Origin of the sequence: Alteromonas stellipolaris (genome assembly GCF_001562115.1) — a bacterium.
In the GTDB taxonomy this organism is placed as follows: domain Bacteria; phylum Pseudomonadota; class Gammaproteobacteria; order Enterobacterales; family Alteromonadaceae; genus Alteromonas; species Alteromonas stellipolaris.
The window spans coordinates 2,867,725-2,881,376 of sequence record NZ_CP013926.1 but is presented as its reverse complement, the minus strand read 5'-3'; the positions used below and the strand labels follow the sequence as shown (position 1 = coordinate 2,881,376).

The 13,652-nt window shown below is 42.9% G+C and carries 12 protein-coding genes; 9 read left to right on the top strand and 3 right to left on the bottom strand.

The genetic code is table 11. The annotated features are described in order from the left end of the window. Nucleotides 1-50 precede the first annotated feature (50 nt). From truA to purF, 6 genes are all read left to right on the top strand, one after another. Nucleotides 51-842, top strand: a complete 792-nt coding sequence (gene truA, locus AVL57_RS12245) for a tRNA pseudouridine(38-40) synthase TruA (protein ID WP_057790973.1) — start codon at nt 51-53, stop codon at nt 840-842. A gap of 242 nt (nt 843-1,084) precedes the next feature. Then, a complete protein-coding gene (gene accD / locus AVL57_RS12240) occupies nt 1,085-1,930 on the top strand; it encodes an acetyl-CoA carboxylase, carboxyltransferase subunit beta (RefSeq protein ID WP_057790975.1) in 846 nt (281 codons plus the stop codon). After that, nucleotides 1,930-3,249 (top strand): bifunctional tetrahydrofolate synthase/dihydrofolate synthase, encoded by a 1,320-nt coding sequence (gene folC / locus AVL57_RS12235; RefSeq protein ID WP_057790977.1) that lies wholly within the window; start codon nt 1,930-1,932, stop codon nt 3,247-3,249. The genes accD and folC overlap by 1 nt, the downstream gene beginning before the upstream one ends. A gap of 31 nt (nt 3,250-3,280) precedes the next feature. Beyond that, nucleotides 3,281-3,889 (top strand): SPOR domain-containing protein, encoded by a 609-nt coding sequence (locus AVL57_RS12230; RefSeq protein ID WP_057790979.1) that lies wholly within the window; start codon nt 3,281-3,283, stop codon nt 3,887-3,889. Between the two features lie 160 nt (nt 3,890-4,049). Beyond that, entirely contained in the window at nt 4,050-4,538 is a 489-nt protein-coding gene (locus AVL57_RS12225) for a CvpA family protein (RefSeq protein WP_013783505.1), read from the top strand. A 14-nt stretch (nt 4,539-4,552) separates the two neighbouring features. Further along, nucleotides 4,553-6,076 (top strand): amidophosphoribosyltransferase, encoded by a 1,524-nt coding sequence (purF, locus tag AVL57_RS12220; RefSeq protein WP_013783506.1) that lies wholly within the window; start codon nt 4,553-4,555, stop codon nt 6,074-6,076. 131 nt (nt 6,077-6,207) lie between these two features. Here the strand turns inward: purF and AVL57_RS12215 are convergent, their stop codons facing one another. After that, nucleotides 6,208-6,804 (bottom strand): Yip1 family protein, encoded by a 597-nt coding sequence (locus AVL57_RS12215; protein ID WP_057790981.1) that lies wholly within the window; start codon nt 6,802-6,804, stop codon nt 6,208-6,210. Nucleotides 6,805-7,377: 573 nt separating this feature from the next. Then, on the bottom strand, nt 7,378-8,136 hold the full coding sequence (gene miaE, locus AVL57_RS12210) for a tRNA isopentenyl-2-thiomethyl-A-37 hydroxylase MiaE (protein ID WP_057796054.1): 759 nt from the start codon (nt 8,134-8,136) through the stop codon (nt 7,378-7,380). 142 nt (nt 8,137-8,278) lie between these two features. Here miaE and AVL57_RS12205 point away from each other — a divergent pair, with 142 nt between their 5' ends. After that, nucleotides 8,279-8,890, top strand: coding sequence for an acyl carrier protein phosphodiesterase (locus tag AVL57_RS12205; protein ID WP_057790983.1), 612 nt, complete (start codon nt 8,279-8,281; stop codon nt 8,888-8,890). Here AVL57_RS12205 and AVL57_RS12200 read toward each other — a convergent pair. Continuing rightward, nucleotides 8,887-9,819: a LysR family transcriptional regulator gene (locus tag AVL57_RS12200; RefSeq protein WP_057790985.1), complete on the bottom strand. Its 933-nt coding sequence runs from the start codon at nt 9,817-9,819 to the stop codon at nt 8,887-8,889. The two genes, AVL57_RS12205 and AVL57_RS12200, sit on opposite strands and share 4 nt — an antisense overlap. 137 nt (nt 9,820-9,956) lie before the next feature. On the opposite strand from AVL57_RS12200, the gene AVL57_RS12195 reads away from it, so the two are divergent. Continuing rightward, nucleotides 9,957-10,982, top strand: a complete 1,026-nt coding sequence (locus AVL57_RS12195) for a zinc-binding alcohol dehydrogenase family protein (protein ID WP_057790988.1) — start codon at nt 9,957-9,959, stop codon at nt 10,980-10,982. Nucleotides 10,983-11,364: 382 nt separating this feature from the next. After that, nucleotides 11,365-13,605 (top strand): heparinase II/III domain-containing protein, encoded by a 2,241-nt coding sequence (locus AVL57_RS12190; RefSeq protein WP_057790990.1) that lies wholly within the window; start codon nt 11,365-11,367, stop codon nt 13,603-13,605. Nucleotides 13,606-13,652: the final 47 nt, after the last annotated feature.

Below are 13,652 nucleotides of genomic sequence, written 5' to 3'. Positions count from 1 at the left end.
GTGCGGTATGACTACACTTAGCGGCTTTTCTATTTAGAGGTGTTTGAAACATGGGGCGAATCGCCTTAGGCATCGAGTATGATGGTGCATCGGTACATGGTTGGCAACGTCAAAAAGACGTGGCTAGCGTGCAAGAATACCTAGAGAAAGCACTCACCGTTATCGCAAATAAGCCTATTATAGTATTTTGTGCTGGTCGCACCGATGCCGGTGTGCATGCAACTGGCCAAATAGTCCATTTTGACTGCGATGTAGAGCGTCCAGAGCGAGCTTGGACACTTGGCATTAATGCTAACATGCCTGACTCGATAGCCGTAACCTGGGCTAGACCTGTCTCTGATGATTTTCACGCCCGCTTTTCGGCTACTCATCGTCGTTATCGTTACGTTATTTATAACTCACGTATGCGACCTGCTATTTTGCACAATGGTGTTACTCACGAATACCGCGAGTTAGACGCCGAGAAGATGCATGAAGCCGCACAGGCGTTGGTAGGTGAACACGATTTCACTACATTTCGAGCTTCACTGTGTCAAAGCAAAACGCCTCACCGAACAGTGAGTAGCGTGAGTGTACATAGGCAAGGTCGTTATGTGGTGTTAGATATCCGTGCAAATGCATTTTTGCATCATATGGTACGTAATATTACTGGTTCACTGCTTTGCATTGGGGCAGGGGAGCAACCTGTCGATTGGATGGCGCATCTGCTTACTTTAAAAGACCGTGCTAAAGCCGCTACTACCGCTAAACCTAACGGGTTGTATTTGGTTGATGTAACTTACCCTGAGCACTTCGGTATACCAAAATCGCCCCTTGGGCCTCTTTTTCTTCCAGAATCTTAAAAGCGTGAACGCCTCTGAACGGTAGCAATGGGTTACCGTTCAACTTCTTAGACCAGTTTTGTTTTTTCCATTTTACTGTATTGTGGTCTAATAGCGCGCTATATTAGGTGGTTGTACTAACGTAGTGCGTATTTTTCTCTTGCGCTACAATAAAGTAACCGAAATATTCATGTAGTACTGACACAAAGCACGAATGAAAAAACAGTGTCGGTGCGCTAATAAATATAAAGGATTCCTTTTCCATGAGCTGGATTCAAAAAATTCTTCCGCGTACGCAAACATCCACAAAAGGTAATGTACCTGAGGGGATTTGGACAAAATGCGGCTCTTGCCAAGCTGTGTTGTACAAAAGCGAGTTGGAAAAACTTCAAGAAGTTTGCCCTAAGTGCGATCATCACATGCGTATTACGGCCCGTCGCCGTATAGACGGTTTTCTTGATGAAGGTGACCGCGTAGAACTTGGTGGTGAATTCGAACCACAAGATATCTTGAAATTTAAAGATTCAAAGCGTTATAAAGACCGCATTGTGGCCGCGCAAAAGCTAACCAATGAAAAAGATGCCTTGGTTGTTATGCAGGGCAAACTAAAAGGTATGCCAGTTGTAGTAGCCAGTTTCGAATTTGCCTTTATGGGTGGTTCAATGGCCTCTGTGGTAGGTGCTCGCTTTGTTGCTGCGGTAAATGCTTGTCTTGAGAACAACACACCCCTTATTTGTTTCTCTGCCAGTGGCGGTGCACGTATGCAAGAAGCGCTTATGTCGCTCATGCAAATGGCAAAAACATCTGCAGCATTGGCAAAAATGAGTAAAAAAGGTTTGCCTTACATTTCTGTACTAACCGACCCAACGATGGGTGGCGTTTCTGCTAGTTTAGCCATGCTAGGTGACGTTAACGTTGCTGAGCCAAAAGCCTTGATTGGTTTTGCTGGTCCTCGTGTTATCGAGCAAACAGTACGCGAAAAGTTACCACAAGGTTTCCAGCGTAGTGAGTTCCTTGTTGAGAAGGGCGCGATTGATATGATTGTTGACCGCAGAGAAATGCGTGATAAATTACACGGCTTGTTACTTAAGCTGCATCATCAGAATTAGTGAATACACAAAAAAATCAAAATACTGACTCAACAACCTCGTTGAGTCAGTGGCTTTCTCATCTTGAATCTATCCACCCAAGTGCCATTGATATGGGGCTTGGACGCGTTAAATCTGTGGCCAATACCATGGATATCCATTTAAAAGACTCTCTGCTTATTACCGTGGCCGGTACGAACGGCAAAGGCACAACTTGCCGCTTGCTAGAACAAGCCATGCTTGCGCAAGGTAAAACCGTAGCGGTATTTAGCTCTCCTCATCTTTTGAGTTACTGCGAACGTGTGCGGTTAAATGGTGAATTGGCGGAAGAAAACGAATTTTGCCGCGCTTTCGAGCTTATCGAAAAAGCCCGTGGCGATATCACGTTAACCTATTTTGAGTTCGGCACCTTAGCGGCAATGAAAATGATGCAGGATTGGGGTGTTGATGTGGCCGTATTGGAAGTGGGGTTGGGGGGAAGGCTAGATGCTACTAATATTCTCGACCCAGATTTAGCCATCATTACTACCATTGACCTCGATCACCAAGACTGGCTAGGCGATACCCGCGAAGCAATCGCTCGCGAGAAAGCCGGTATTATGCGAAAAAATGGTAAAGCCGTTATTGGTGAGCTTTTACCACCAGACTCGCTACAAGAAATCGTAGCTGAATTAAATGTCGAAGGGCGGTGGGCCCAACAAGACTTTTTCGTCGTTAAAAATGCTGTGGCAGATAGTAGCCCTGAGCATAGCCCTAGTCGAACATGGGAATGGAAGGGCAAGCATTCTGAATTTACCCAACTACCATACCCGCACATTCCGCTGCAAAACGTAGCTACGGCACTTGCAGCACTAGAGTTACTAGACTTACTGCCAGATGAAACGGCGATAAAGCAGATTATTGCCAACACCCGTTTACCCGGCCGCCAACAAGAAATTAGCCACAACCCGCTAGTGGTGGTGGATGTCGCACATAACCCCCAAGCAACCAAAGCAATGCAGGAATGGCTTACACGTTATCCTGCAAGTAAAATACGCGTGGTGGTGGGTATGTTAAAAGACAAATCTATTGTAGAAACCCTTGCGCCTTTGTCGTCGCTGAATGCACAATGGTACCTAGCAAGCACATCTGGCCCTCGAGGCTGCGATGCAAGCGTGCTGGCCGGTGCACTTTTGGATGCTCAGCTTGATAAAACTTGTACCCAAACCTTCTTTGATGTGACAAGTGCTTATAAAGCAGCACGTAACGATTACCATGAAGGCGAACTCATATTGGTCTTTGGTTCCTTTGTTACCGTGGCTGAGGTGTTAGATTGTACCAACGCAAATGAACAACAATAAAAACGAACAATAAGTTCAACAGGAGATAATAGTGACGTCGGCATTAAAGAATAGACTCGTGGGCACCATCATCATTGTGGCGCTGGCAGTTATTTTTTTACCAGACTTTCTCGATGGCAAGAAACAAACCAACAAAGAACCGTTTGTATCTGTTCCTGCAAGTCCTCCTAAGAAACCCATTGTAGAGCCCGAAGCTTTTCCAAGCGAGCGGGTAGCTAAAGCAGCACAGTTGCCCGTTACGGTAACGGACGAAAAGGCGCTGGATGATGAAAGCGTAACGTCAAGTGCGCCCAGTGAGACTCAAGCGTTACCTGAACCCGAAGAGGCTTCTATAACGTCGGAAGACTCTCTAGCTAGTCAAACTGTTATTGAAGCACCCGACTCTTCCACAGTGGATGACGCAGGCTGGGTGATACAACTAGGCAGTTTTCGCCATGAGAAGAACGTAAAGTCACTATTGAATAAGCTTGAAAAAGCGGGGTATCGTGCGTTCAGCCGCCGGATAATGACTAACTCTGGCCCGCTCAACAAAGTGTTTGTCGGCCCAGACTTAGAAAAGCAAAAATTAGAGGCAGCATTGCCCCATTTACGTGAACTCACCGACCTTAAAGGGAAGGTTACCACGTTTAAAGTAGAGTAGTGTAAACCCATAGGTACACAGTACTTTTTATGCTGTAAAAATCAGAGACTAAAAATATTACACATTGGTAATTTTTCTGGCTTCTGTTAGAATGCGCGCCATCTCGCCAACGGCATGTCGCTACTAACAACTTCCGCGACTATAACGCAATTAAGAGACAATGAACTGGGTAGACTTTTCCATATTGGGTATCGTTGCGGTATCTACCTTAATAAGCCTTATTAGAGGGTTTGTTAAAGAGGCCATCTCTCTTGTGGTATGGTTTGGCGCACTCTTTATTGCCAGCCATTTTTATGCCGACTTAGCCGTATACTTTACTGCCATCGATGATTTGTATCTTCGAAATGGCGCTGCCATTGCCGCTTTATTTGTATCAACTCTGATGTTAGGCGGCATGTTGAATTTTGCAATCGGGCAACTGGTTCAGGCAACAGGCCTGTCAGGTACCGACCGCGTTTTAGGCATTGTATTTGGAGCGCTCCGCGGAGTTCTTATCGTTAGCGCGCTTCTCTTTTTCATGGACACTTTCTCTGCTGCTGCCTCATCGCAGTGGTGGCAAACGTCGGTACTTATTCCCGAATTTGGTGTCATTATTGAGTGGTTTTTCACGTATGTGAAAGGCTCCTCCAGTTTCTTAAATCCCGCTTGATATAGGTAACGCACATGTGTGGTATTGTCGGAATAGTTGGTAAAACACCAGTAGCTCAGTCTTTGTACGATGGTTTAACGGTAATCCAACATCGTGGACAGGATGCTGCTGGAATAATGACCATCGACCAAAATATGTTTAATTTGCGTAAGGCAAATGGTTTGGTTCGTGATGTATTTCATACGCGTCATATGAAACGCCTATCGGGCAATATGGGTATTGGGCATGTTCGCTATCCTACTGCTGGTACCTCGAGTTCAGCCGAAGCACAGCCCTTCTATGTGAACTCACCGTTTGGTATTGCGTTTGCGCACAATGGTAACTTAACCAATGCTCACGATCTGCAAGAAGAAGTATTTCGAATTGCCCGTCGTCACATCAACACCACATCTGATTCAGAGTTATTGTTGAACATTCTTGCTCACGAGCTACAGCAAGTGGCAGGGTTAAGTGTTACTGCTGAACATATCTTTGAAGTAGTCACCAAAGTACACAAGAAAATTCGTGGTGCTTACGCGGTTGTTGCCGCTATTATCGGCCAGGGTATTGTTGCATTTCGTGACCCACACGGTATTCGCCCGTTAGCGCTAGGTAAGCGTATGACAGAGCTTGGCGAAGAGTGGATGGTAGCATCAGAAAGTGTGGCACTGGATGCCGTTGGCTTCCAATTTATCCGCGACGTGTCGCCAGGTGAAGCAGTATACATTACTGAAAATGGTGAGCTTCATACCAGACAGTGTGCTGAGAACCCCATTACCTCACCTTGTATTTTTGAGTTTGTTTACTTTGCACGTCCAGATAGCTTTATTGACGGTATTTCAGTTTACGCTTCGCGCGTGAACATGGGCCGCAGATTAGGTGAAAAAATTGCCCGTGAATGGAGCGATTTAGACATTGATGTTGTTATTCCTATTCCTGAAACCTCTATGGATGTGGCACTGCAAATTGCCAACACCTTAGAGTTACCATACCGCCAAGGGTTTGTGAAGAATCGCTATATTGGCCGTACGTTTATTATGCCTGGCCAAACTATGCGTAAGAAGTCTGTACGCCGTAAGCTAAATGCTATTTCTTCTGAGTTTAAAGGCAAGAACGTGCTATTGGTTGATGACTCTATTGTTCGCGGTACTACCTCTGGGCAAATTATTGAGATGGCCAGAGAGTCTGGCGCTAAGAAGGTATATTTTGCCTCGGCTGCACCTGAAATACGTTTCCCTAACGTATATGGTATCGACATGCCTTCTGCCAACGAACTGATTGCCTATGGCCGAGAAATCGATCAAATAGCAGACCTTATTCAAGCGGACGGTCTTATATTTCAAGATATCACTGATTTAGTTGAAGCAGTACGTGAAGAAAATGATTCAATCCAACGTTTTGAAACCTCTGTTTTCGACGGCAATTATATTACCGGTGATGTAGACCAAGACTACCTTGAACGTATTGATATCTCGCGTGGAGAGAAGTCTCGCGAAGCGCCCATTCTGCAAGCAGAATTGAGCAATTTAGATATGCATAATATCGATTCTAACGACTAGGCAATTTGCCTAGCATATAGTTTTGACTATGTGCTTTACTCATAAAAAAAGCCGCTATTAAGCGGCTTTTTTGTGTTTGTTACTTTGTAGCAGAATGGGTAAAGCAATTCACATATTTTGTTTAACTATCACTAGCTGGCAAAAATAGGGCCTGTTGTAATACCCCACAATAATACTGCGCCAGTCATTAAAATAACCATTAACACTAGCCCGCAGGTAACTACTGAGCTTGAATAGATGAACCCTTTTTCTTGTGGCAATTGCATTAACAAAGGCACACCAGAAAAAAGTAGATAGACTGAATAACTTACACCTATCAGTAGTGCAGCCATAACCACCCAGAGCTCAGGATATAAACCTGCAAAACCTACCATAAATAATGGGGTAGCGGTGTAAGCGGCTAACTCTAATGATTGCGTAAAAGTAGTTAATGATTCAAATGCTTTAGCGAGTTCGTGAATAACCACAGCCAAAGCTACTACGCCAGCTACTAATCCGAAATACATACCTGTCGCCATTAATAGCGCACTGCTTTCACTTAACTTGATGAGCTCTCCGCCCATACTCCAGCCAGTGTAGACCGTTGAGTAATACGCCACAATAGTGGGTATTAACGCAATAATAGCAATGTGGCTAAATGCGTAGAAAAATGTTTCTTGGCGTCGATCGATATTACGGCATTCTTCTTTAGGATGCGTGTACATCCCAATAACATGGTTTAAAAGCATTGTCCTTCGCCTCTGAGAAAGTCTGAAGAGTATTATTTTTTATAAGAATCAATGTTAATACTAAAGTATAAAATGCAACATTTAATTTACACGTCAATTTTGCTACAGGATGATGAATCAGTCAAATAAATAGTGTAAAAAACAGCCCCTAAAACGCACTTATTAATCTAATTTACTAAGGTGCACCAAGATGGGTCGAAATTAGGCAGAAATTTAAACGAATTGATGGCTAAATAGCTTAATAAATATAAGGATTATCTTAGGTAAGGCGGTGCTATCGACCCGGTTAGCCAAGTAAATAAGAGCAATTAGGTAAGTGCAACCAAGTAAAAGTAATCAGGTAAGAGTATCAGGCGAGACCAATTAGTTGAGAGTAACCAAATGAGAGAATTTAAATAACTAGAGAAGAGCATCCAGACAAGAAAAAGGGTATGAATAAAAATAAGTATACAAGACTTAAAGAGAGAAGCGTGAAGGAGGCAAGAAATGGTTAGTTGAAAGCGTGGCATGACACCACGCATTATCACATGTTAATGCTTCTGGTTTTAAACCTATAAGTGCTTCTTAGATACCTTAAGCTGGAAGCCCGCTATGGAATTTAAAATCGCTGTCTCTGGAGTTAATTAATTCCGCCTCTACCTCACCAAAGTAAGCAATCCTTTGTGAAATATCTTTGCCCGCAATTTCGGTGGCTAGCGATAAGTAATCTTGATAATGCCTAGCTTCAGAGCGAAGCAATGAAATATAAAACTCACCAAGCTTTGCATCTACGTGGGGCGCCAATTTCGCGAATCGCTCACATGAACGTGCTTCAATATACGCACCACATATGAGTTTATCGACTAAAGCGTCAGGCTCGTGGGTTTTAACATGTCTAAGTAACCCTTTAGCGTAGCGCGAAGGGGTTATGCTTCGATACTCAATATCGAAATGGTCCATCATTTCCAGTACTTGAAAGAAGTGGTGTAACTCTTCTTTAATCAGCAACACCATTTTATCAATAAGATCTTGGCCGTACTTTGAGTCGGAACGAGGAATAACTGACTTAGACAATTTGTTCTTAGACGGTAAATCTCGCCAGTCGCCTTCGCGCTTATACACATATTGTTCGAAAGGTTGCAGCCACGCCAAAAGGGCATCGCTACTTTCTTTATCAACAGCATATTTTCGAATAAGGAACATGGCCGACTGAGATGCTTTAAGCTCGCAAATCAAATGATCTAAAAGCAGCATGGAAAAGTTTTCAGGCTTGGTAGCTTCTTCAACCCATTCATCTGGTGTTGTAGCGTGTAAAAACGTATTTATAGGGGCGAGTAATTCTGTCGTATTCACTGTCTTTAAAACTAAATTAGGGCTAACACAAAGTGCGATTATATCACATTCAGCCATTTGAACCGATGGATGGCTTGTTAAATATATAAACATGTTTTACAACGGTGAACGATTTGCTCGTTAATTACCGTATAATGAAGCCATGAATTACCTTGCTCATCTTTTTTTAGCCCAGCCCAATGCCGATTCTCACTATGGAAATTTACTTGGTGATTTTCGCAAAGGCATCGCACTCGACACCCTGAGTAATGATGTTAGCAAAGGCTTGGAAAACCACTATACAGTAGATAGGTTTACTGACAGTCATACTTGTGTGAAACAAGCTAAAGCGCTCTTTAAACCAGAGCACAGGCGCTTTGCGCCCGTGGCGATAGATATACTGTTCGACCATCTATTAATTACGCATTGGTCGCGGTTTTCTAACATTTCCTTTGAAGCATTTTGTGAGCATAGCTTTTTGTTATTAGAGAAAAATCTACCTGTTATGCCCACGCCTATGCAGCGCAGTGTTTCACATATGATTACGCACAATTGGTTTGCAGACTATGCGAAATTTGAAGGGATAGGTTACGCCATACAAGCAGTAGCGAAACGCATACGATTTAAAAATGATTTTGCTGAGTGCATGCAAGATATAGCAGCAAACTTCACAACCTTAGATAGCCTGTTTTTAGGCTTTTTCCCTGCTTTAATTGACCATGTTCAACAACATGGTCCAGAGTGCGGCACCCCTAGCGGACTCATCACGCTTTAGATACGATCTTCGGTAATAACACCTGCCGCCACAAGTTGTTGTAGTTGGTATTGGCAGTGCGTCCTAAGGGTATCTCTTAGTAACCTTACGGCTGGCGTTATGGTTTGTCTGCTCGGGCAAATTAGCCATAGTTGGGTAGGTTTAACAATGTATTCAGGCATTAACGCCACTGCGCGGCCATTAAGTAGGTCATCGCACATATCCAAACTCGATTTTACCGCTAGGCCATGGCCATTCACACACCATCTGCGCACCATGTCGCCGTCGTTAGCAGCACGGTTACCCTGCATTTTAATTTTTACAGGTTGATTGTTATAAGTAAGCTCCCACTCGTTATAAATAATATCGTGCAACTGATAAAAAAGGCCGTTGTGTTTAGGTAGGTCTTCTAAATTTTTGGGCGTGCCATGTTTCTCTAAATAAGTGGGGGAGGCTACCAATAGCCTAGGCACTTCACATATTTTAAAACCGTATAAGCTGGCATCGTTTGGCGAGCCATATCGCAGGGCGATATCAACGGGGTCGCGATAAAAATCGATATTGCTGTCGCTTAAATGCAGTTTCAGGGTGATACCAGTATGTTCATCCATAAAGCTGTTGAGCCAAGGGGCGATAACATTACGGCCTAAATCTGACGATAAGCCTATGCGTAATTCGCCCTCAATATTACCCGTATCTTCTTGCAAGTTTTGCTTTGCGTGTTCAAGCATAGTGATGGCTTGCTCGCAAATGGGTAAGTAGCGTTCACCCGCGGCAGATAAACGAAGGGAGCGAGTGGTTCGAATAAAAAGGTCGGAACCCAGCGTACTTTCAACTCGTTTAACTGCAGCACTGGCCGTTGCAGTGCGCATGTCTAAACTCGATGCTGCGGCAGTAATACTACGAAACTCGGCTACTTTTAAAATAACGACGAGATCTTCAAGTAACATAGATTATCTATTTTTTATTGAAAATGTTTCAAATATTGTGCTGTTTAATTTGAAACAGTCAAGGCGTATTATATTTTCATCGCATATCAATATGCACATTCGTTCAGTAAGTTATTTAAACAGAAGAGGATTTCTTGATGAAAGCAATTGGATACACTACATCTTTACCTATAACAGATGAAAACGCACTAATGGATGTAGAGCTTGCCAAGCCTGCTGCATCGGGACGTGATGTACTGGTTAAAATCAATTCCATTGCTGTTAACCCGGTAGACTTTAAAATTCGCCAACGTGTATCACCTGAAAATGGTGAACCAAAAATTTTAGGTTGGGATGCCGTAGGTGAAGTGGTTGAAGTGGGTGATGATGTTCAAATCTTGACTGTGGGTGACCGGGTTTATTATGCCGGTGATTTAACTCGCCAGGGCGCCAATGCAGAGTTTCAGTTAGTTGATGAGCGTATTGTTGGACGTGCTCCTAAAAGTTTGTCTGATAGTGAAGCGGCGGCACTACCACTTACCGCAATTACTGCATGGGAACTATTGTTCCAACATTTGGCGCTTGAAAAGCAACAGGCGGGCAAGACTCAGAAAACTAACGAAACCGTATTAGTGGTAGGTGCGGCAGGTGGCGTCGGCTCTATTATGCTTCAACTGCTAAAAACCCTAACCGGCGCTACGGTTATTGCAACTGCCTCTCGTGAAAGCTCTAAACAATGGGTGAAGGGGTTGGGTGCAGATTATGTTGTTGACCATCGCCAACCATTGGCTGAACAAATAACCGCGTTAAACATTGGGCCAGTTACCCATGTGGCAAGTTTGAATGCCACTGATGCCTACTTAGATGCGTACGTTGAAATCATGAAGCCAATGGGCAAAATTGCACTTATTGACGACCCAGAAGCGCTCGATATTTCAAAGCTTAAGCCAAAGAGTATCTCTTTACACTGGGAGTTCATGTTTACTCGCTCTATGTTTCAAACAGAAGATATGAAAGCTCAAGGTGAATTGCTCTGTGATGTAGCCACATTGATTGATTCTGGACATGTAAAAACCACGGTAGGTAAGCACCTAGGTAAGATCAACGCGGCAAACTTGATAGAAGCGCATAGAACCTTAGAAGCAGGTACGGCGATTGGTAAAATTGTTTTAGAAGGGTTCTAATTTTTCTTTCACGGATAATCGATAATCGATAATCGATAATCGATTATCGAGCTAGATGCGATAGCTGGGTAAAACCTAATCGGGTTCAGAATAATCTATTCAACGTGGCGTAAAAAGCGGTACGCCACGTTTTTCATCCTATTAACATTCTTATTTCATGTCTGCTTGTGCAGAATTTTCAGTGAAAAAACCAAGTAAGACTAAATTATAAACAAATAGTTGATTGTTTTTGCATTTTCTCGCAGTGGTCAGCTTTTATACCAGAGTGGTTCTGGTATTGTACTAACCACCAATTCGCTATCTTACAGTTAACAATTTTTTACCCTACACCCGTTGTTAATTCATTCTAAAAAGACGAATTGTGAAAAATGGAACTTATAATATGAATATAAAAAAATTTACCCTAACCCTGTTAACCGTTGGTATCAGCATGTCGCCGTTTACCATACAAGCCAAAGAACATCCTAATCTTATTCTTACTAAGCCTGGAGTAGAAAGAATGAGAGACAATTTGGGTCAAGTACCATTATTTGATTCAACGTTATCAAGTGTTAAAAAAGAAGTAGATGCTGAAATTGCCATGGGTATTGATACACCAATTCCTAAAGATTTTTCTGGCGGTTATACTCATCAACGCCATAAGCAAAACTTCTTTGTCGCCCAAAAGGCGGGAGTGTTGTTCCAAGTTTTAAACGATGAAAAATACGCGAAGTACATTCGCGATATGTTGTTTCAGTATGAAGCCATGTATAAAGATCTACCGCTTCACCCTCAAGAGCGCTCGTATTCACGGGGTAAATTGTTTTGGCAGTGTTTAAACGACAGTAATTGGTTGGTTTACATGAGCCAAGCTTACGATGCTATTTACGATTATCTTTCAGAGCAAGAGCGTGAAACCCTAGAAACTAACCTGTTCCGTCCGTTTGCTGATTTTATCTCGCTTGAGAACCCACAGTTTTTCAACCGCGTTCACAACCATAGCACTTGGGGCATTGCCGCGGTGGGTATGATAGGCCTCGTTATGAACGACGAAGAGCTTATTCAGCGTGCGTTATATGGCATTGAGGACGATGGCTTAGTAGTTGGCGGTAAAGACAACGACGGTGGCACTATTAAAGTAGAAGGCCAACGTAAAGGTTTCTTCGCTAACTTAGAAGAACCTTTCTCGCCAGATGGTTATTATACCGAAGGGCCATATTACCAGCGTTATGCTATGTATCCCTTCCTTATTTTCGCCTTGGCAATGGACAATAGCCGTCCAGACCTAAAAGTACTTCAGCATAAAGATAATGTGTTACTAAAAGGTGTGAATGCCTTACTTAACTTATCTGATGCTGACGGTGAATTCTTCCCAATCAATGATGCTCAGAAAGGGATGTCATATTACAAAGACTCTCTGGTTAGCGCGGTAGATTTAGCCTATTTTTACGGTGACAAAAATCCGCAACTATTGAGTGTTGTTGAAAAGCAAGGTGAGGTCTTGTTACAGGAATCGGGACTGCAAGCGGCTATTGATGTGCGCGATAACAAAGCTGAGCCATTTATTAAGCGATCAGTAAATCTGAGCGATGGTGTGAATGGTAAACAAGGTGGTATAGGTGTACTGCGCCAAGGTGATGAAGATATGACCTTGGTATTTAAGTATGCAGCCCAAGGCCTAAGCCATGGTCACTACGATAAACTTTCTTTTTCAATGTATGAAAAGGGTGAAGAAGTTCTACAAGATTATGGTTTAGCTCGTTTTGTTAATATTGAACAAAAAGGGGGCGGTAACTACTTAAAAGAGAATAAGACCTGGGCGAAAACGACTATTGCGCACAATACGTTATCTGTTAACCAGGAAATGCACTTTAAAGGCGACTACGATGTTGCAAGTCAGCACCACTCAGAGTTATTCACTTTTGATGCTGAGCAAGACAATATCAAAGTGGTGAGTGCAACAGAAGAAAATGCCTATCCAGGTACGTTAATGCATCGCACTATGGCGATGATTGTTAATGATAATTTTGAAAAACCGTTTGTGTTGGACATTATGCGTGTTGAATCGGATACCAAGAATCAATACGACTTTCCCTTTTACTACTTTGGGCAAGTATTAGATATGAACTTCAAATACGATTCGCCTACCAGTTTGCACCCACTTGGCGAAGATAATGGGTATCAACACCTATATCTTGAAGGTAAAGGAATGGCCGCAGGGCATAACACGAAGTTCTCATGGTTAAATAATGGTAAGTATTACACGATCACTTCCGTTACCAATAATGATGACGAAGTGTTGCTTACTCGTATTGGAGCAAATGACCCAGAATTTAATCTTCGTCGTGACCCAGGCATTATCCTTCGTAGGACAGACACCCAAGACACCTTATTCGTCTCTGTGGTTGAACCTCATGGTTCTTACAGCCCTGTAAGTGAATCATCACAAAATTCAAAAAGCAGTATTACAGATTTGAAGGTTGTTCTTGATAGCGACGAATATACTGGCGTTTCAATTACCGATATCAAAGGTGAAAAGCAGCTGTTTATTATTTCGAATGTGGACGTGTCGAAAAACGCGAAGCATAGCGTGAAAATAGACGGTAAAAAGGTAAGCTGGACAGGGCCTTACTTTTATCAGTAAGGCGTAATTGATTACGTACTTTTGAATTTATTTAGCCAAAATGTGTA